This window comes from Mangrovibacterium sp. (assembly GCF_041596335.1).
In the GTDB taxonomy this organism is placed as follows: domain Bacteria; phylum Bacteroidota; class Bacteroidia; order Bacteroidales; family Prolixibacteraceae; genus Mangrovibacterium.
This window is the reverse complement of sequence record NZ_JBFHIT010000018.1, coordinates 35,980-57,635: the sequence shown is the minus strand read 5'-3', so window position 1 is coordinate 57,635 and position 21,656 is coordinate 35,980. Positions and strand designations below refer to the sequence as shown.

15 protein-coding genes are annotated in these 21,656 nt (G+C 40.7%); 2 read left to right on the top strand and 13 right to left on the bottom strand.

All coding sequences use genetic code 11. The features are described 5' to 3' along the window. Window positions 1-163 precede the first annotated feature (163 nt). The 13 genes from ABZD21_RS08415 to ABZD21_RS08355 form a co-directional block, all read right to left on the bottom strand. Complete coding sequence (locus tag ABZD21_RS08415; RefSeq protein ID WP_372774348.1) at window positions 164-1,324, bottom strand: hypothetical protein; 1,161 nt, start codon at window positions 1,322-1,324, stop codon at window positions 164-166. Beyond that, a complete protein-coding gene (locus ABZD21_RS08410) occupies window positions 1,321-2,400 on the bottom strand; it encodes an EpsG family protein (RefSeq protein ID WP_372774346.1) in 1,080 nt (359 codons plus the stop codon). Before ABZD21_RS08410 ends, ABZD21_RS08415 begins: the two co-directional genes overlap by 4 nt. Then, window positions 2,400-3,290: a hypothetical protein gene (locus ABZD21_RS08405; protein ID WP_372774345.1), complete on the bottom strand. Its 891-nt coding sequence runs from the start codon at window positions 3,288-3,290 to the stop codon at window positions 2,400-2,402. Before ABZD21_RS08405 ends, ABZD21_RS08410 begins: the two co-directional genes overlap by 1 nt. 37 nt (window positions 3,291-3,327) lie before the next feature. Continuing rightward, window positions 3,328-4,833, bottom strand: coding sequence for a lipopolysaccharide biosynthesis protein (locus tag ABZD21_RS08400; RefSeq protein WP_372774343.1), 1,506 nt, complete (start codon window positions 4,831-4,833; stop codon window positions 3,328-3,330). Further along, window positions 4,823-5,416 (bottom strand): CatB-related O-acetyltransferase, encoded by a 594-nt coding sequence (locus ABZD21_RS08395; protein WP_372774341.1) that lies wholly within the window; start codon window positions 5,414-5,416, stop codon window positions 4,823-4,825. The genes ABZD21_RS08400 and ABZD21_RS08395 overlap by 11 nt, the downstream gene beginning before the upstream one ends. Further along, entirely contained in the window at window positions 5,413-6,612 is a 1,200-nt protein-coding gene (locus ABZD21_RS08390) for a Coenzyme F420 hydrogenase/dehydrogenase, beta subunit C-terminal domain (protein WP_372774339.1), read from the bottom strand. The genes ABZD21_RS08395 and ABZD21_RS08390 overlap by 4 nt, the downstream gene beginning before the upstream one ends. A gap of 21 nt (window positions 6,613-6,633) precedes the next feature. Next, window positions 6,634-7,836, bottom strand: a complete 1,203-nt coding sequence (locus ABZD21_RS08385; RefSeq protein WP_372774338.1) for a polysaccharide pyruvyl transferase family protein — start codon at window positions 7,834-7,836, stop codon at window positions 6,634-6,636. Between the two features lie 212 nt (window positions 7,837-8,048). Then, complete coding sequence (locus ABZD21_RS08380; protein ID WP_372774336.1) at window positions 8,049-8,507, bottom strand: hypothetical protein; 459 nt, start codon at window positions 8,505-8,507, stop codon at window positions 8,049-8,051. Next, window positions 8,504-8,791, bottom strand: coding sequence for a nucleotidyltransferase family protein (locus ABZD21_RS08375; protein WP_372774334.1), 288 nt, complete (start codon window positions 8,789-8,791; stop codon window positions 8,504-8,506). The genes ABZD21_RS08380 and ABZD21_RS08375 overlap by 4 nt, the downstream gene beginning before the upstream one ends. Before the next feature lie 325 nt (window positions 8,792-9,116). Then, entirely contained in the window at window positions 9,117-10,562 is a 1,446-nt protein-coding gene (locus ABZD21_RS08370) for a UDP-glucose 6-dehydrogenase (RefSeq protein ID WP_372774332.1), read from the bottom strand. A 244-nt stretch (window positions 10,563-10,806) separates the two neighbouring features. Then, entirely contained in the window at window positions 10,807-11,937 is a 1,131-nt protein-coding gene (locus ABZD21_RS08365; RefSeq protein WP_372774331.1) for a Wzz/FepE/Etk N-terminal domain-containing protein, read from the bottom strand. 20 nt (window positions 11,938-11,957) lie between these two features. Beyond that, window positions 11,958-14,378, bottom strand: a complete 2,421-nt coding sequence (locus ABZD21_RS08360; protein ID WP_372774330.1) for an SLBB domain-containing protein — start codon at window positions 14,376-14,378, stop codon at window positions 11,958-11,960. Between the two features lie 320 nt (window positions 14,379-14,698). After that, window positions 14,699-16,318, bottom strand: a complete 1,620-nt coding sequence (locus ABZD21_RS08355) for an ABC-F family ATP-binding cassette domain-containing protein (RefSeq protein WP_372774328.1) — start codon at window positions 16,316-16,318, stop codon at window positions 14,699-14,701. Between the two features lie 227 nt (window positions 16,319-16,545). On the opposite strand from ABZD21_RS08355, the gene ABZD21_RS08350 reads away from it, so the two are divergent. Continuing rightward, window positions 16,546-18,009: an aminoacyl-histidine dipeptidase gene (locus tag ABZD21_RS08350; RefSeq protein WP_372774327.1), complete on the top strand. Its 1,464-nt coding sequence runs from the start codon at window positions 16,546-16,548 to the stop codon at window positions 18,007-18,009. A gap of 575 nt (window positions 18,010-18,584) precedes the next feature. Further along, window positions 18,585-21,647, top strand: coding sequence for a SusC/RagA family TonB-linked outer membrane protein (locus ABZD21_RS08345; protein ID WP_372774326.1), 3,063 nt, complete (start codon window positions 18,585-18,587; stop codon window positions 21,645-21,647). Window positions 21,648-21,656: the final 9 nt, after the last annotated feature.

Sequence of the window (21,656 nt, the reverse complement as noted above, 5' to 3'; positions counted from 1 at the left end):
ATTTTGTTTCCTTTTCTCATAGCTTTAGTTTGATAATATTAACCCCATGCGGTAATTTACTATTATCAATATGTCGGTTGACTTTCTTTGAACTGGATTACTTTGAACATTTGTAGATAATTCAGACCTCATACATTCTATTTAACTTTGCTGAATGACGTAGCTAAATTAGTTGAGATCTTAGTCTTTGCGAGATGTTTTCAAGAGATAAATCTTTTTTTGCTTGTTTTATATTCTGAAGCTGTAAATTATATCTCTCAAGGTTTATGTTGCTCAAATAATAACTCATCTCCTCGAGGCTATCACATAGATAGCCAATTTCGCCATATCGATTAAAATAATGTTCGAAAAAGCTATTTCGAAGTGCAATTATAGGTTTTTCGAACGAGATCGCATCAAAAAAAGCTCCACTCGCGATATACTGATACATTGAATTCGGATAAAAGAATAAGATATAATGCAAGGACGATATTTCTTTTTCGTACTCGGTCCGTGGGAGAAAATCGTTTCTCGATGGAGTCTCGACCAATTTATTTTGGTATTTCAAGATACAGTTTGAAATATGACCAATGATCTTGAATTTCATTTTGCCATTTGAAATCTCGGAATCATTTAATTCAGCTAGTTCAAAAATTTTATGTGATCCTTTTACTTCAGCAGAATGCCCTACAATACCCAAGTTTAGCGGAACGAATGATTCACTTTTTTGAAGTCCCGTCTTAAAAAAGTAGGGATGGTCAATTGTAATAAAATTTGAGTTAGGGAAATTGGAAGGCTTCAGCGATTTTAAATTAGAACGAATACTTTCACCCAGCAAAATATAGGAGAAGTTTCGAGTCAGGAATTTCCAGAAAATTAACCTGTACCATTGCCGCAGCAAACGAGTTTGTAACTTGAGTGATTTGTCGTTCCCTTTATTTAAATATTCTAACTCTCCATGCAGAACCACATAAACTCTTTTTCGAAGCAAGAGATTGACTAACTTGATAAAAAAGAGAGCTAATGGATTTGCTGTTGTATAAAAAAATAGTTTTGAATTGGACTTAAAAAGTACCTTCGTATCTTGGAATGTACATATTAAGTAGGATAGAAATAAGCTCAATGTGCCATTCTTACTGTCGATTCCTTTTAATATTTCGAAAGTCCGATCCGAATCCGGCCCACTATTTTGATTGAGAATATCATATATTATTTTCCAGTGTTCTTTTTGGATATAAATTTCGGTCTTCTCATCTGGAAAACATTTGTTTACGATGTCTATAAAAGCTGCATTGAAAGGGGCATGTTCCTCGCCAAAACGAAAAGAGTCAATTATCGCTATCATTTTGTTTGTTTTAAAGGTATTGGTTTGTCAACAACAAATTTCATTTCATAATGCGTATTTGTTCCTGAAAAGTCAGTTTTATTTGGCCACCATCGTTTGCCAAATGAAAGTGCAGCAAAGAAAATATATAGATAGAATAAAATTGCCTTGAGACGAAATGGTTTTTCCATAAAGTACACGAAAAAAATTTGTGCCATTATGATTATTTCAAATATCATGAAATAGTATGACAAACGCCTAAAAGGTGCATAAATGTATAGGCTAGTATATATTAGGATGCCTAAAAACATTAAATTAAATGATGCTCTATTGCTTAGATTGTTCTCATAATCAAGGGCTTTTTTCGAGAAAATCAGGCATAATAGAATTACTATTCTGACAATTCGGTCTATACCTGAGTTTGCTTCGAGCTCAAAACCTGAAAGATAAGTTGAATATCTTTCCATGATTTCAATCTGTGGAATAGCAAATGTGAGCAACGTGTGGAAGAAAAATGAAGCTATCGTGACCACAATGAGTAAAAGATTTGAGAATTTCTTATTAATAAAGAAATACGTTGGGATTGCAATTATTGCGGAATAATGAAATGAAAATCCAATGATGTTTAAAAGTATGAACTTTTTGAAGTTTCTTTCAAGAATATACTTGTAGCTAGACAAGAAAATAGCAACAGCTATGTATTGTCTTAAAACGGAGAGTGATTCTGCAAAATAATATTGAAAGCAGATGAAAATATAGATTGATAATAAAGGTAACGGCGAATTTTTGTATACAAATCTGAATATTAGAGGATATATAAATATGGAGCTTATCAAAAATAGTATTTGTGCATTCCCTGTTACAATGTTAATTATTAGAATCAGATAATGCCATGTCGGTTCGACGAGATCTAATTCATTGGTTTTGAAAAACATTCTGGTATATGAGTCATAATCATATCCAATTCTATATCTAAATCCAGTGAATACTACAATGAAAAGAAGATAATACCATTTTGAGTATCTTTTTGTGAACTTATCCTTAGAAAAGAGTACAAAAAAAATGAATGCAAATATGAAGACTAACCACCCAACCATTACTTAACTTTTCTTTTAAAAAATTGGATAACGGGTAAATAGAAAAGCAAGAAGAAATTTAGGGCAAGTCTAGAAAAATAAATTAGGTAGGTGGGGGCATTCCTATACGTTTTATAATAGTACAACTCGCTATCCATCATCATTTTCAATTGTTTCTTGAAACTATGAAACGAGCCAATTGTTTGGCTGTGAAAATGAATTATTTCAAATTCAGGAGCATAGTAGCTGTTAAAGTTTACGCTTCTCATTTTCTCAGCTAAAATTAGTTCCTCTGCAAAAAGAAAAGTATTAGGATCAAACATCCCTGCCTTAAAAAATGCTTCTGATCGAACAACCAAAAAGCAACCCATTAGGCGATGATAGACTCCTTCATCGGCATTTGGAACTATAGTCGTTATTTTTCTTAATACGGGATAAAATATATATCTCAATATGTGCAGGTTGATCAAAGGCATATCTTTCATTGGTGTCTGTGCGACTCCGTTCATCCCGGTTATTTTCGGGTTGATCGCACCAATTTCAGATTCGGTTTCTAATTTCTCAATCAAATATTTTAATAGGTTAGGAGATTTAATCTGTATATCCGAATTTGAAAATAAAATATACTTGCATTCAAAATTATCATACAAAAATTGAGCTCCGAGATTATTTCCTTTTGCATATCCCAGGTTTCCTTTTGCATCGATAAGAAATAGTTTTTCATCTTTATTTATACCGCGGCTAATCTCGTTTAGGGCAAGAGCAGATTCAAGTTTTTGAATGCTTTGTTCGTTGCAACTGTTATCAACAATTACCGTTATATGAGGTTCCGAAATCTTGACAAGTTCATTTTCAATATAATGAACAATTTCCTCTTCGTTTTTATAATTGATCAATACTATTCCAAGCATGGCAGACTTTATTTGTTTTGCACTCAATATTAGGCGGTTATTTGTTCTTTTTGCACAGTAAATATAGTTGATTCAGTTTTAAAACGTTTGTTATATGCAGTGCCAATACAAATCCGCAGAACCAGATGGTGCTTTTTATTAGAATTTGGATGTAAAGGTTTGTCAGATCAATTCTTAACATCCAAACAATAATCAAGACTGCAAACCCAATACCCGTAGGGAAAATAAACGATTTAAACACTTTTAACGAATCGAGCTCCAAAATTTTTTGGTTAAAATAGAGGTAGTAGAATGCCATTTGGATGATGATGTAAACGAGATATCCAATAACAGCCGATCCAACTCCATAATAAGAACATAAAATAGCATTTAAAGCGATTGAAACAATGCAGGCAATCGCTGAGCTATATACCAACATGCGCGTTTTACCTGTGGCTAAAACTAAACTTGCAGTAGGACTACCATGTAGAAAAAGTGTTATCGTTGCCACCCAGACTGACAACCAAATTGATAAATGAGCATATGAGTCTCCAACATATAGACTAAGAATTTCTTTGGCACTCAGAATTATTGGCAAACAAAGTAGTATGACAATAATGCTAGTGTATTTCGTTCCTTCATAAGCAATCTGTTCAATACTCTTTCTGTTCTTCTGTTGGATCGCTTTTGAAGTTTTGGGAAGAAGAATCGATATTAGCATTCCTCCAATGGAGATGATGAAAATCGGGAATACTTCGATGATCCGGTATTCCGCTAAAATAGAAAGACCCTCATTGGAAAATATGCCTAGAACTAGTGGTCTCGATTGTGTCGCAGTAAACTGGAACAAGCTCATCGCAAAAATAGCCATGCTGTATTTGAATATAACGGAGAAATCCTTCCAAAAAAAACCAGGAATTAAAGATCGGATAAGGTTGTTTTTCTTACAAGTAATGAAATAGGGAACAAACAATACTATGTTAATTGTAGAGAATAAAATGAAATATTGGATCAATGAAAGTTCAAAGTGCAATGTCAGTAGGACGATCACCAAATTAGCGATAGCTTTAATTGACAACCATTTTTGGGTATAGGCGATTTTTTCATCGGCTATCAGGAGTTGATTAAATACAAAGGTGATCCAATTGAGTATGCTATATAATGCCATTATAAAGAGCAATTTTCGGAACACGAAGAATTGTTCTAAAGACATTTTAAATATGTCATTTCCAACAAATGCTAATAGAATAAGGACAGAGCTGTTAATTAATCCGATTGTCAAATAAAATGTGTAGTTGGTTCTGGCAACTCTGTCAATTAGGTCGAATTGTTTATTTGCAATCCATTGTGAGAAAAATTTCACCGCTCCAGTGTTCATTCCTAAATCCAATAATTGGATGTAAGCATTGGTTGCAATCGCTAAGGTTAAGAGCCCATAATTGTCACTACCCAGGTAGTTTAGCAATAAGGGGATCGTTATAAACTTAATTAATGCATCTAGAACTTTAGCGAGGACACCCCAAATAAATGAACTGGCAAAATAGCTGATATGACTATTTTTCATTGATAATGCTTTCAATGGCTTCTTTATTTTTTATCAATTCATCTTTTTTCCAATCCCACCATTTTGAGGCTTCAAGTTCTTTGATTTGTCTTTCGGAAAATCTCATTTTTATTATTCTTGCGGGATTGCCTGCAACAACAGAATATGGAGGAACGTCCTTTGTAACAACACTACCTGCGCCAATAACAGCACCATTTCCAATTGTCATAACCGAAGGTAGGATTATTGCCGATGAACCGATCCATACATCGTGCCCTATATAAAGTTCAGGCCTATGTAGTTGATCGTCTTTTACATATCCGAAAATGGGGTTGTAAAACAATGGATGTAGTGTAAAATGACTCAAAGGATGGTTTGCTCTAAAAACTTTAACATCTTGTGCAATCGAACAATAATTTCCAAAGAATGTGCCGGAAGCAATGTTTGTACTATTGAAGCATCCTCCATAAGATCCGTACCCAACGTGAATATTGTGCCTGGAGCTATAAAATTCTCGCAGAGTCTTTGAAAAGGCTTCGCCTCCTTCTCTTTTAACTATATGATTTAAGATGAAAGTTTTCAATTTTCTTATGACTGCAATCATGCTGTTTTATTTAATATCATTCTTTTGGCTGTACCAATCATATTTTTGAAGCCTGTTAAGATATTGGCTTTGATAGCAAGTTGATATACCCCAAGGTTTTTAAATGATAATAATTTACCTGTTAATAGTTGGATGGCGAAGATTCGGTATCCAGCCAATAATCTCCTTTGATACTGATAATTTTGTATGTCTGCAATTTTAGAGACATCAAGATTCGTTGCCTCTATTCTAGCTTGGTTTAAAGCATTGTTAAATAAATTTGCGCCTTTCTCGTTTCTGATTAAAACAAAGCTTCTTCCATCACTTTCTTCAAAATCCGGATATCCATCTTTTGTATTCCATGAATCACCTGCTACGATATCAGCCAATAGGCCAATGCCATCGGGGCAAATTTTACATCTCATACCTAAGTGTTTCCCTAATACATTGCCCCAACTATCATTATAGGAAACTTTAAATGTTGACTGGTCTTTAAATTTTGCTTCAAAATAACCAGGCCAACCATCTCCTCTATATTTTAAGTCAATCGGTTTGTCTGGGTTGCCTGAAGATTTAATTAGTTTTTCAGTTCCATTGTAACTAGGCATTCCGGCACAAAAAATAGATAAATGATAGATAATTCGATCTTCGTATTTAGGGAATTGGGCTACAAAATTTTTTATTCCGGCTATGTCACAAGGTTTACCAACGAAAGCATATTTGTCGCTACTTTCGTCTAGAATGCTCTTTAGTCGGTCGAAAACAAGAGCTGGCGCGTACCGTGAAGATGCATTCCTTATTACCTCTTCTCTTGTTCGAGAAATTTTTAAATGGTTATAGAGGTAATGATTATCACTCTTTCCAACCTGAAGTATACCATCAACCAATTTACTCTGCAACAGAAAGATCGCCAGAGAACTAATAATGCCTCCTGATGATCCTTTTTTTCGAATTGTCGGATCAGTCGACCAAGCTTCGTTTATTTGCAGAACTTCGCCCCAAACACCACTGTTCTTTTTATCATTTTTAATTCTTATCCCAGGGCAACAATGAAGGATTGAATCTATGGTTTCTGCTGGTATCTCTTTTTTGAAGTCAGGTCTGTAGAATCCATTTGGTTCAAGTACCATCGAACAATTGGACGAAGTACTTATGCTTTCGCAGAGGCCACACCCGAGACACAAATCTGCTTTAATGATTTTTTCTATTTTATTCATCGATTGTTGTCGGGAAAATTGTTATGAAAGAAAATCAGACAATTTTTGTTTTAGAATGTTGCCTCTTTCAACAACAATTGTGTTCATCCGATCCCGAATAATGCTTTTTAACTCTTTACGAGACTCAAATGCGTCAGAGATACCATTTAAAATTTCTTCATCATTCATGTGTAACATATCTCCTCCAGAGCTGTAATTCAACGTTTCTAAAAACAAGCCATTGAACTTTCTACTATACGCCATTGGATATACTGGTACAGAAGATGAAAAGGCTGCTATACAGGCATGCATTCTTGCACCAGTGAAAAAATCTAACCCACTTATGTAGCTTTTAGCTTCAATTGGAGAATTAAACTTTGGAGACACAATAACGTTCGGAAAGAGATTGTTTTTTATTTCCAAAGACACGGCATGGTCATCTTCTATCGGATTGTCATCAGGAACGACATGGGATACAAGATGGATCTGTACATTGTCTTGTGACTCAAAATAGGCTAGAATTGACTTGATTAAGTCTTTATAATTAACTTTTAGATTAAATTGATTGGATTTTGTATAGCCACCATTCCACAAAAGTCCCGAAATATTAATGCCTACATTTATTTTGTTTTTGGTATGTTTTTGTGGCGTATAAGGAAGGAAAAAGGCAACATCAATTAGTTCAAACACTTTATCTCTATCGAGATGTTTTACTGTATATTCATAGCTGGTTCTGTCTCTGCAAAAAACATAGTTTAGCTTTCGCATTGCTCGGAAGGCCTTATTCTCGTGGGTTTTATCAGAAAATGGGCCAATTGTTTGGGGTAACAACAATTGCTTCTTCCCTAATAACGAGAAAAATAGTTTTGTGCTAAGTATTCGATTAAATCTCTCGTTTCCATAAATATCTGCAAAACTGTCACCTTCACCAATGTCAATTATATAATCGAGTGTAAGCAATTTCTTGAGCTTAAATTTTTTCGGATATAACAGGAATTTAATGGGTGCCTTCCAGTCAAGCATGTTCATCCGAAACGAATTCGTGAATTGAATCTCAATACCATTAATTGACGTATGGTCATCTATCCATTTTGAACTTCCAACGAAAACTAATTCAAACGGTTGGTTCTGAGAGTTAAGTATTTCAGTAACCAATGTAGTTGCAGAATAGGAGAGTGCTGCTACTCCCAAGTTCTTATTATAAGGGTCGGCCCAAACAATTCCGATTTTAATCTTTTTCCTCATTTAAACTATTCGATAGGTATTATTTGAATTACCAAAGAAACCATTTTTTAACAATAAAGGTTTCTGTTTTTTGCAGGGTTTCAAGTGCTCCCGCAAATTTACACTTTTAAGTTTAGTAGCTGGATGTTTAGGGCGAAGTTTAAGGAAAGTTTTAAGTACAGTGAAAAGATTTCACCGAATGGTGACTTCTGAATCTACTACAATAGTCGCTTTTACCAGGAGCGCTCCTTTATAAATTTGTAGGTTGACCCGATATTCTGCATGAGCAGTTCAGCATACTCAAGAACCTCAGGCACCAGACCGGTAATAGCTTCCGGAATATATTCATGGGTAATTTGGTTACGCAGGTCGCGAATGTCAATCATTTGATCGGCAGAACCGATTAAACCCATTTTTTCGGCTTTATTTAACAGATCGATAAATGGCACAAAGGGTTCATGAAGCAGCATCCATACAGTCCGTAATATCTTTTGTGTATAAAGGTCTGAAGTCCTTCCGAATTTCGAAGTCAATGAATCAAATGATTCCATTTCTTCAAAGGTAAATTGCTCTTTTCGCGGTATTTGGCTGCATTTTACCACCGACAGTTTCAGTGTTTCAACCGAACGTTCGAGCAGGCTTATTTCTTCATGCAGTAAACAGACTAATGTATCCTGATTGGTTTTGTTCATAACAACCGGGCTTCTTTTAAAATGAGTTGTTTGAAAACGGATTGATCGTGCCGGGAGAATTGAACGAGGTCAATTTTTTGCCAGCCGAATTTCTTATAAAATTCACGTCTGAACAATCGAAACTGTTTTTTATCTATTAAATGATCCGACAATAAGAGAATGTCAATATCACCACCATTTTGTTCGTCATGTACCCTTGAGCCAAAAAGGTAAACATCGGCTCCGGGGAACATGCAGGCAGACTGCTGTTTGATAAATGTTTTTATTTCCTGCTTCAGACGCATGAGACAAAGATAATACTCTTTTTGAGATGAAAGAAGCTATCCAGGTTAGACGAAGAATTGGACGATGGGGCGAATGGCACGACAATGCTCAAGATTGAGTTTTCAATTTTCAAGATCGAAAAAATAGCTGGTAAACTCAGTTTACTTTCGAGGTTAAGAGAGTTGACTGATGTAGAATCGATGGCGCTTTTTATCGCAGAGGCATCGGAGGGAGTCCGAACGTGCGGAGGTTTATGTCTATAGTGGCCAAATAAAAAGAGCCTGCTTTCGTGTTGAAAACAAGCTCTTCTTTTTATTGTCAAAAGTCGATTTTCTTATCGATTGGCTATCCTTTTCCGATTGATTTCAATTCAAAGCCGATAGCTTTGAGTGCTTCAGTATTTAGAATGTTCCGCCCATCGAATAAGAAGGCCGGTTTAAGCATTTGGTTATAAATCGCTTGCCAGTCGTAGGCTTTAAATTCGTCCCACTCGGTCAGTACGGCAATGGCATGCGCATCGGCCATGGCAGTGTAAGGGTCGGTGTGTACTTTCACCAGACTTCTGATCTCAGCGGTCGATATTGTTTCGAATTGTGCGGAACTGCACGAGTTGCTTCTGCGGTGAGCTTGCAGGTATTCCAGATCGGAATAAACCTGTTCGGCGCTAACCTGAGGGTCGAAGACGTGAATTTCGGCCCGGTCTTGCAACAACTCATCGGCAACATATATGGCGGCACTTTCGCGGGTATCGTTGGTGTCCTTTTTAAAGGCCCAGCCCAGAAAAGCGATTTTTTTACCTGATACGGTATTGAATAAGTTGTCGATAATACGTTTGGCGAATCGGTGTTTTTGGTAATCGTTCAGAATAACCACCTGTTCCCAGTAATTGGCAACTTCAGGCAAATTAAAATGATGGCAAAGATAAACCAGGTTCAGGATGTCTTTCTGGAAGCACGATCCGCCGAAACCAACCGATGATTTCAGGAATTTTGGGCCAATGCGCGTATCCATCCCAATGGCACGGGCAACCTCGTCGACATCGGCACCGGTTTGTTCGCACAAGGCAGAGATGGAGTTGATACTGGAAATTCGTTGCGCTAAAAAGGCATTCGCGGTCAACTTCGAAAGCTCGGATGACCACAAACGGGTGGTAATAATTTTTTCGCGGGGAATCCAGTTCGCATACACATCAACCAGCGCATTGATGGCAGTTTGGCCACCTTCATCTTCGTCGCCGCCAATCAATACGCGATCCGATTTATAGAGGTCTTCAATGGCGGTTCCTTCGGCCAGGAATTCAGGGTTGGAGAGCACCTTAAAGGTGATGCCGTTTCCTTCTGACTCGAGGATGGTTTTGATCGACTCAGCCGTCCGAACAGGCAGTGTCGATTTTTCAACGATAATTTTATCTTCTTTCGATACCCGGGCAATCTGGCGCGCACAAAGTTCAACGTATTTCAGATCGGCCGCCATACCTTTCCCAACACCGAAAGTTTTGGTTGGCGTGTTCACCGCCATAAAAATCATTTGTGCTTCATCGATGGCTTTATCAACCTCGGTTGTAAAAAACAGGTTCCGGCCACGGGCTTCACCAACAACCTGATCGAGGCCGGGTTCATAGACCGGTAGTTTACTAAGGTCGGGGTCATTCCAGGCTGCGATGCGTTTTTCATTCAGGTCGACAACTGTTACTTGAATATGAGGACATTGTTGCGCAATGACCGACATCGTAGGGCCTCCGACGTAACCGGCGCCGATACAGGCAATTTTTGTAATCTTAGATGGTATCATAGGTAAACGAATTATAGAATCGATTGATAAAATATATTACACGGATGGAAGCGAACTCCACGAATGGATACAAGTTATAGCCTTGAGTTGAAAAGATCTTCTTATACCGGGATTCACTTTTGTAGGTTTAGAATTTATTAACGTTAATCAGGCGTTGAAGTTTATAATTTCAATGAATTGAAAATGGAACCGAACAAAAATTGGTGCCGTCGAGATCATGATTCTCCGCATTGTAGCAGACCTGTTATTCTGACCATCGTTCTTTAACGCTGTTGTATAACTCTTGCCCAAACACAGTGCCGGTTCCGATAATCCCTCCCAGAAATATCCAAATAATCAGAATAAGTGGGCGGTTCGGCTTCGATTTCTCAAGGGGCACACGCACCGGTTCAATAATCGTCAGGAATGGGGTGTTTTCCTTCACCTGCACCTGCGCTTGCTCCAATTGTTTGGCCCAATCGGAATAAATGGTATAAGCCAGATTGTATTGCGTTTGCAGTTGCTCCAACTGTGTGCTTGCGGTTGCTGTTGTAATGTATTTGTTCCGATCGCGGAAAATAGCTAACTCATTCTGTATTAGTTCAAATTCGGCTTTTTTCTCGGCATAGCGGGCTTCAATAAACTTAAGTTGTTCGTTGGCCTTGTCGAGTTTGTAGCGAGAGATATAGTCCTGCAGCATGCTCTGGGTTTTGCGTGTAACCTGAGCTGCCAACAGAGCATCGTTAAATCGCGAGCTTAGCGATATGTAGCCTTCTTTGTCGTTGATTTCCAGACTGATTTGTTCGTTAAGGATTTTTACGACCTTGTCTTGATCCTCGGTCAGACTAATTAAACTACTTGCCAGAGTCGAGTCAAGCAATGCCCCTTCCTCTTGTTCTCCCTTTAATACACCAAGCAGCAGTCCGGGCAGGCCCAGCGTATATTTCTTCACATTTTCCAACACCCCCGCTTTCTTGTAGTCGATGTAATAGTCGTACAAGCTAACCGGTTGGTCAACATCAGGGCATTTAAAAGGAGTATTCATCAGCTCAACCTGAAACGGAATAGACTGAATGATTTGCGGATAAATTGTAGGAGGCAACGACTCCTTGTCGCCTACATTACTCATATTTACTCCGGCCAGAGAAGCCAGCGATGAAAGACCTCCCAATTTACTGGCGACGCTGCTTCCGGTTTGCGGAATCATCGTAGTGTTAGCCGTATATTCCTTCGGGCTTGCAAGGGCGAAAACCAATCCTAGTATCGCACCGGCCAGCAGATAGAACATGATTTTTCGGCGTCCGTCCCAAAGCGTTTTCGCCAGGGCAATGAGGTCAATTTCGTCGTCTGCAGTAGGTTTAGCGGTCGGTGTTGGTTGTTTTTTCTCAAGGGTCATATGTTGATCACTTTTCAATATTATTTGAGGACTGCGACAATCGCGATTGCAAGGGAAGACATCGTGCTGGCAATTGCCAGCCAGGTAGTAACTTCCGTTTGTTTCTTTTCTGGTTTTTTTGGCACAATGATTTGGCAGCCCGGGGCCACTTTAGGGTATTTCCGGAAAAGGTGGGTTTTAGTTGATGCAGATGTGCCATTTGCATAGATCACATAAACTTTTCCTTTTTGGGCATTCTCGGTAAAGCCACCTGTTGTGTTGATGTAATATTTGGTGTTTACAGCCGGGTTAAAGGCCAGGCCTGTCGGATTCATGACTTCGCCATTGACCCAGATTTCTTCTGATTTAGTAGGGATGAAAATTTCATCGCCTTCTTTCAGGGTGTAGTCGTTATCCGATCCTGGTTTTTTAAGAATATCTTTCAATTGCAATTCGAGTGTTTTGTAGGCTTGCTCTTTAATGACCTGAAGACTTTGGTCGTGTCCCTCTTGCATTTGGTTGGCCAGCTCAATTTGTTCCTTCAATTGCCGGTCTACACGCCGTTTCATGCTTGCACCGTCTTTAAAGGCGTGTGGGGTGATTCCGCCGGCACGTTGCACCAGATCTGAAATTCGTTCGTCTTTACTGCTGATGCTGTATTGCCCCGGATATTTTACTTCGCCAGCAATGGTAACTGTTTTTTGTGCCTGATAGGATGGAGCTCTTCGAATATAAACCTGATCGAAAGGCTGTAACGTGAATTGTTCATCTTCGGTTGATAGTTGCAGATCTCGTCCTACGGCAAAAGTATGCAGACTTACCAGCTTGTTGTCCACACCGGCAGATTCCTGGTAACTGTTTCTGCGTGCAACTTCGATGTACGATTCACTCGCTGCCTCTTTCATTCCGCCGGCCAAAAATATCAGGTCTTTCATGGTCATGTTGCGGTAAAAATTGAATTCACCAGGGTTCATGATTTCCCCTAAAATGCGAACAATTTTGTGCTCGCCGACAGTGAAAATATCGCGAATCATCACCTGATCTTCACGTTGCAGAATCGGATCATTCGTTCCATTAAGCACATCGTCGACATTAAAAGCAATGGTGTTGGGGTAGAGTTGGTCATCCAACCGAATGATGAGTCCGCGGCTCGCAAAGTAATTGGGGACAAGGCCACCGGCTTTGGTCAGCAATTGTGACAATTTCATGTTTTCATCCAGGGCATAGGTGCCCGGGCGGTACACGGCTCCTTCTATACTTACCCGGTTTTCGAACATGCTGATCACTTCTTCAGCCCGAATCACATCGCCGTTTTTAAGCTTAAAGGTGCCGAATTCAGCACGTTTCACATCGTCCAGCTTGTACCCTTCATCGGTAAAGCGTGTAATTAAAAGGCGCGATTGCGAAGCATTGTCGTTAAAACCTCCGGCATAGGTAAGCAGTTGTTTTATGTTTTCACCTTCTTTAAGTTCGAAAATCGCGTCCCGTTTAAATGCGCCGATAGCTTCAACACGTTTGTGATAAGTTGGAATGAAAATAATATCCTGATCGCGTAAGGCGATGTTGTTATTGGTTTTGTTGTTGAGCAGGTAGTCGTAAACATCAATTACGCCAGCCAGTTTGTTGTCGCGCATAACGCGGATGGATCGGAAAGAACCATTTTCGTTTGGGCCGCCCGAGAGGTAAAGCGCATTGAATGCCGAAGCGGTTGCGGGTAGGGTATAGGTACCCGGATTAATCGCATCGCCCACCACATTGACTTTAATTGAACGCATGTTGTTGATGCTTACTTCGGCATATGTATTGGGCGTTGGACCGGCCATGCCGCTATAAATGGCCGATAACCGACGTAGAAGAGTGGATCGTACATCGGCAAAATTCTGTCCGGCCACTTTTACGGGCCCCAGATCGGGAATATTAACCGAGCCATTTCCGTCGACCTGTACCAGGTAAGTTTGCTGGCTGGCTCCCCAAACATTAATCGAAAGCTCGTCGCCAAGACCCACTACATAGTCGGAAGGGACGGGGATATTGACTGAAGGCTCAAAGCTTAGTTTGTCCTGATTGAACAACTGATAACCAAAGATTCGCTTATTTTTTGGAGTGGATTGCACCGAACGTTTTTGTGTGCCACTCTGGCTGGTTGAATAATTCGCTTCTTCCGGAGCAGGTGAGCTGACCACTGTCTGAATGGCATTTCCGTTATCGCCCGAGAGCTGGGCCTGTTGAATACGAGTCATCAACTGGTCAATTTGAAGCTGGGAAGCACCTCTTGCCCGGGCTAGTTCTGCTGCTTCTGTCGCCGTTAACCCTCGCTCTTTAATTTCTTGTATAACTTGGTTTACCTGTGCATCGGAAAGATTTTCAACATTAACGGTTGAAACGTTTGTTTGTGCCTGAAGAGTGAGCTGTGCTCCGCAAAGGAATAGAAGGAGCATCGCAATCGCATAGGATTTAAACATGTGTAGTTGTTTTTCGTTTTAAAACTGTTTCTAATGAGCTGAGCTTATTGAAAACGGATAAAGCAGTCCAAAATTATAATTTTTCACGGGATATTTCACTAGCAATGCAGTCTGCTAAAACCTGGATGTCCCCACTGATAATATTTTGTTCAGAAAGCAGTCCAAATTTAGAGATTAAATTTACAATGAAGTGCAGGAAAGCCTCATAATTCGCTATATGTTCAGGCACTTCGAAACCAGCCCGTTCCGGCATGCCGCAATCGAAGAAGGATGTTCCCCGTAGCGGAAACATCCTTCATGATTATAATTTGAATGCCAATTTAGCGGATCGCATATTTGGCTTTTCGGTTTTCTTTGATTTTTTCATCCGTCAGGTAATCTTCAAAGTCCATGTATTTGTCAATTACTCCATCTGGTGTGAGGTCAATTACACGGCCGCAAACCGATTCGATGAATTCGTGGTCATGCGAAGCCATCAGCACCTGCCCCGGATAAACTTTCATGTTGTTGTTAAACGACTGAATGGATTCCATATCCAAATGGTTTGTTGGGTGATCGAGGATCACAACGTTCGGATGTTCAAGCATCATGCGCGAGATCATACAACGCATTTTTTCACCTCCGGAAAGCACTTGTACGTTCTTTTGCAGGTCGTCGCCCGAGAATAACATTTTTCCCAGGTAACCGCGAAGAAACGATTCACTGGTATCGTCCGAATATTTGCCCAGCCATTCGTAAAGCGTTTCTTTTTTGTTGAAATATTTAGTGTTGTCCATTGGCAAATAGGCATTTTTGATGGTCACACCCCATTCAAATTCACCTGCCGTAGGCTCCAGTTCTCCCGTAATAATGTTGAAGAAAGCGGTCATTACCCGGTTATCTTTTCCAAGGAAAACAACCTTTTCATCTTTCTCGATGGTGAAGGTCGCATCTTTAAAGAGCACCTCACCGTCCACTTCATAAGTCAGTCCTTCAACCCGCAAAATGCGGTCGCCAGCCTGGCGTTCAGGTTGAAAAATGATTCCCGGATACCGGCGGGTCGATGGTTCAATTTCTTCAATATTCAGTTTGTCCAGCATTTTCTTACGGCTGGTTGTTTGCTTCGATTTGGCCACGTTGGCGCTGAAACGGCTGATGAACTCCAAGAGTTCCTTTTTCTTTTCTTCAGCTTTTTTGTTGGCTGCAGCTTGCTGACGGAGCGCTAACTGGCTCGACTCGTACCAGAACGTGTAGTTACCCGAGAAGGCACGGACTTTACCGTAGTCGATATCCACCACGTCGGTACATACATTGTCCAAAAAGTGACGGTCGTGTGAAACCACAATAACCGTGTTTTGCGAGTTACTCAGGTAGTTCTCCAGCCAAAGTACAGTTTCAAGGTCAAGGTCGTTGGTCGGCTCATCCAGTAACAAGTTGTCCGGATTACCGAAAAGTGCCTGAGCCAGCAAAACCCGAACTTTCGCTTTGGCTTCCAAATCGCCCATCAAAGTATAGTGGAAATCTTCTTTAATACCCAAGCCGCTTAATAGGGTGGCTGCGTCGCTCTCGGCGTTCCAGCCGTCCATACCGGCAAACACATCTTCCAGCTTGGCTGCAAGCATGCCATCTTCTTCCGAGAAATCTGTTTTAGCATAAAGCACTTCTTTTTCTTTCATTACCCGCCACAGTTCTTTGTGTCCCATTAGCACCGTATCTAGTACCGGGAACTCATCATAGGCGTGGTGTTCCTGTTTTAAAACCGACAAGCGCTCACCGGGCCCCAGCGTTACAGATCCCCGGGTTGGATCTTGTTCGCCTGAAATCAGACGCAAAAAAGTTGATTTTCCGGCACCATTTGCACCAATTACTCCGTAACAGTTTCCGGGAGTAAACTTCATGTTTACATCCGCAAATAATGGTTTTTTGCCAAATTGGATGGCTAAATTTGAGACAGTTATCATAGCTTTAAAACTTTCATGATCATTTAAGGGGCGCAAAGGTAATTGTTTTGACCGGTTTACCCATGAATGCTCATTAATAAATCTTTAAGTTGAATTGTTGAGCTGTTGGATCGCGGAATCGATGAGATTGTTGAAATTATTATTTCGGGATTTGTACTTAACCATTAACTTTGATGCTCATCAGGGAAAAGCACCCTGCCTTTATCCGTCTAAAATTTAAACTTGCTATGAAAAAATTGGAGAACCTGGATCCACAGCAACTTTGGAGTTATTTTGAAGCAATTTGCGAGCAGCCACGACCCTCGAAAAAAGAGGATCGTATTCGTCGGTTTTTGCTCGACTTTGCAGCTGAAAATGGATTGGAAGCTAAAACCGATCAAATTGGCAATGTGCTGATTACAAAACCGGCTAGTCCGGGAAAAGAGAAAAGCCCAAAGGTAATCTTGCAGGCGCACATGGACATGGTGTGTGAAAAGAACTCGGATAAAGTTTTCAATTTTGATACAGACCCTATTGTTCCGATTGTAGATGAAGGTTGGGTGAAAGCGGATGGCACCACACTGGGCGCCGACAACGGTATTGGGATTGCAGCCCAGATGGCTGTACTGGCTGATAAATCCTTGGTACACGGCCCTCTGGAGTGCTTGATGACAGTGGATGAAGAAACCGGTTTAAGCGGAGCATTTGCACTTCAGCCTGGCTTTGTAACCGGGAAGATTTTGTTGAATCTTGACTCGGAAGACGATGGCGAGTTGTTTATCGGTTGTGCCGGAGGAATGGACACCATTGCTGAATTAGAGATTGAGAAAGAGAAAACTCCTGGCAATTCGTTCGCACTAAAAATCATTGTTCGTGGTTTGTGGGGAGGACATTCAGGTGATGATATTCACAAAGGAAGGGGAAATGCCAATAAAATTCTGGCGCGCTTCCTATGGCAGGCGATACGCGATTTTGGCGTTCGTATAGCCGATTTTAACGGTGGAAATCTGCGAAATGCCATTGCTCGCGAAGCATCGGCTGTCGTAATTGTTCCTTCTGTTCAAAAAGAGCAACTCGTAGCCGAACTTAATATTTTTTCAGCTGAAGTTGAATTCGAATACCAGCGTACCGAGCCAAACTTAGTGGTTGATCATAGCTCGACAAGTTTGCCGGGGCATGTGCTCACTCAGGCTAGTCAGGAAAATTTGCTGAATATGCTGATTGCCTGCCCGCATGGGGTATTGGGGATGAGTACCCGAATGAAAGATATGGTGGAAACATCAACCAACCTGGCTTCGGTGAAGTTTGAAAGTAATAACAGCGTTGTGGTTACAACCAGTCAGCGTAGTGATTTGGATAGCCGCAAACGTGAAGCAGCACAAATGGTACGGGCTGTTTTCGAAATGGCCGGAGCAAAAGTGAGGCATTCGGATGGTTATCCGGGCTGGACACCAAACCCCGGAAGTTACATCGTAGGGGTGGCGGCTCAAACCTATAAAAATCTGTTTGGCGAAGAACCAATTGTCCGCTCCATTCACGCCGGACTGGAATGTGGCCTCTTCCTCGAAAAATATCCTGAATTGGACATGGTCTCCTTTGGTCCGACCATTCGCAATGCGCATTCACCTGATGAACGTATTCATATTGAAGCTGTTGAGAAATTCTGGCTTCACCTGCTGGAGATTTTGAGAACAGTTGCCGAAGCCAACTAATTTTTAGTTGTACGATGAAATGCAGTGTCCGATAAATGCGGATCGTTGAGACTGTTTGTTAAGTAATTCCACAAATAGTGTCGCATTGTTTCTAAAAGAGGCTTTTTTTTTGCTAAAATTATATTTGTTTGTGTGCTCAATCGAATGGGTGTGCATCGGTGATTGTGTTCGAAGCAACATATTCGTTTCATGGTAACTTTTATCTTCTAATTTCAAGCCCAATAATAATTGGGGGGGGATTTGAATGTGTAATTTGGAATTGTGTGCTGAGAATTGCGATTTGCTCAAGTATCGCAATAGACTGTCAGACTGCGACAAAATCAGAAATTATTTATTTAATGTGTTGAACCGAAAAATTTGGGTGGAAAAATCTCCGACTAATTTGTTCGTAGGAGCAAAAGATGCAACGGTTTTCGGGTGCGGGGAATACTGACGACTTTAATCAGTAAATAAAAGGAGCTCGTAATCACTTCGTTATTGATAAAAAGAATGGCAACAAATCAAAGAGAAACCGATCAAATCATATCTATACTCAGTGAATAGAATTGTATTCACGATTTAAATTCGAACAAACTATGAAAAAATTGTCCTTATTATTTTTCGTCTTCGTTCTGTTTACAGCTGTGTCGTCAATGGCACAAACGGTGACCGGTCGTGTTGTCTCAGAGGGAGACAACGAACCGCTGCCGGGTGTCGCCGTGTTGGAGAAGGGAACCAACTATGGCGCGGCAACGGATTTTGACGGTAGTTATACTTTCACCTTGCAGAAGTCGGAAGGAGCCATTTTGGTATTTTCGTTTATGGGGTACGAAACTCTGGAAGTAGCTGTTAGCGGAAGATCAACAATTGATGTGGTGTTGAAAAGTAACAACATCGCGGTTGATGAAGTGGTTGTTACTGCGTTGGGGATCAGGCGCGAATCAAAAACGCTGACTTACTCTTCGCAGGAAGTTAGTGGCGAAGAAATGATGAAAGCAAGAGACATCAACTTTATGAGTGGGTTGAGTGGAAAAACAGCGGGTTTGGAAATTCGTAAAAGTAGTTCCGGTGCCGGTGGTTCTACCCGAACTGTACTGCGTGGTAGTAAATCGGTTAACTCCGTTAGTGATCCGTTGTATGTGATCGATGGAATTCCGATGGTAAACAACAAAGGCGACCAAGGTGGCATGTGGGGTGGTTCTGACGAAGGAGATGGACTGTCGCAGTTAAATCCGGATGACATTGAAAGCATTAGTGTTTTGAAAGGCGCGACTGCTTCAATTCTTTATGGCAGCCAGGGTGCCAATGGTGTAATCATCATTACCACGAAAAAAGGGAAAGAAGGCGCAACAACCGTTTCATTCAACTCAAGTGCTGTTTTCGAACGCGTAAGTACGACTCCCGGTTTGCAATTCTCGTACGGAGCAGATGGCGGTACAGATGAAAGCTGGTCCTATACGAAAGGGAATTATGAAAGCGACTATGTCGATGATTTCTTCGAGACAGGTTACAATCTGATTAATACTGTTTCGGTAAGTAGTGGCAACCAAAAAATGTCAACTTATTTCTCCTACGGAAATACGGGGGCTGGTGGTGTTGTTCCTAACAACAGCTATCAAAAACACAACATTACATTCAAGCAGTCGGCTAAAATGTTGGACGATAAATTGACATTGACTTCAAACGTCATGTTGACTTCTGAACGATCCAAAAACCGTCCGGGTACCGGTTACTACCTGAATCCGCTTACCGGTTTGTATTTGTTCCCAAGAAATGGCGCAACACCGTTGTCTGATAGTAGTTTAGGTTTGCAGCAATTCTCCTATTTCAAAGATAATTATCAGTATTTCCTTGCTTCACGTAACATGAACTGGCAAGAATGGCATACTGAATCGGACAACCAGTCGAACCCTTATTGGTTGATCAACAAACAGCCAAAAGAGGACCTGACACAACGGGTGATCGCCAGTTTGACTTTGGATTATCAAATCACGGATAAATTGAAGTTTCAGGCTCGTGGTAGCTACGACTACGCCAACAAAACATTCGAGCAAAAATACTATGCCGGTGGTAATACCGTGAATATTTCCGAAAACGGTCGTTGGGAATACAAAAAATACACCGACAAGCAGCTGTACACCGATGGAATTTTCACCTATCAAAACGAGTTTGGTGATTTGACATTGAGCGCTTTAGCCGGAGCGAGCTACCAGGAGTCGGTCTATGGCGATGGATTAAGCGTTGACAACGGAACCAACAATTTGTTGTATCCGAACGAATTTTATTTTCAAAACGTTCCCGACAACGTAGCGATCAACTCAATCTATGGCGGAAAAGTCATTAAGGAGGGTGTATTCGGAAGCTTACAGTTGGGCTACAAAGATTTGTTATTTCTGGATTTATCGGGACGTAATGATTGGTCTTCGACATTGGCCTTAACAGGGAACGAATCTTATTTTTACCCGGCTGTCGGTTTAACTGGTATCCTGAGCCAAATGGTGACAATGCCTGACTTTATCAGTTTTGCAAAAGTCCGAGCCAGCGCTTCTCAGGTAAACAACGAAGTACCTTGGGGTTTGATTCAGGTGAACCACAGCATAAACGCAAGCGGTAGCGTAAATCGTAATACGGTGAAACCCTTCACCGATGCAAAGCCCGAGCAGCTTGTAACCTGGGAATTGGGTACAGACTGGCGATTTTTTGGCGGCCGTTTAGGACTGGATTTTACTTACTACCATATTGTAAGTACAAATCAGGCATTGTCTAAAACATTATCTGGCAGTAAGCAAGATAATTATTACACCAGCGAATACTTCAACGCGGGTGAAATTGTAAATAACGGGGTTGAAATTATCGTGAACGCAACTCCGGTGAAGACGACTAAATTCTCATGGAGCAGCTCGCTGAACTTCTCAAAAAACAACAATAAAGTTGTAGAGCTGTACCCCGACGATCCTTCAAAATATATCGATCTGGGTAGTTCCGAAGGTTACTATAACCGAATCTACACCGGTGGGTCAATTGGTGATATCTACGGCATCCAGTTTAGCCGAAACGATGACGGCCAGATTATTTTGGATGAATCTTCTGGTAAACCACTCAAAACTTCGTCAGCCAGCCCAATCTACATGGGGAATCTGGAGCCGGACTTCAGCCTTGGTTGGAATAACAGTTTCGACTGCAAGCGATTTACACTAAGTTTCCTGGTTAATGCTAAAATCGGAGGTAAAGCATTCAGTCAAACGGAGTCTATTTTGGATGGCTACGGGGTTAGTCAGCGTACCGCCGATGCTCGCGACAAAGGATATGTTGAAATTAATGGGATCCAGGGAACGACCGCAGTAACGCAAATTGATCCTCAACTCTATTACTCTACCGTAGGTGGTCGTAATGGTATTGCAGAAGCCTATGTGTACGACAGAACAAACGTTCGTCTAACTCAAATGGCGTTAACTTACGATGTTGATGTGAAATCATTAGGATTGCCGCTACAGGCAGCATCGTTCTCCTTAGTTGGTTCAAATTTGTTCTTCCTTTACAAGAAAGCGCCGTTTGACCCGGAATTGAGCATGAGTACAAATTTGGGCTCCCAATCGTTGGATAGCTTCAACGTTCCTGCAACCAGAACTTACGGATTCAACCTTAAATTTACATTCTAACACTGAAGT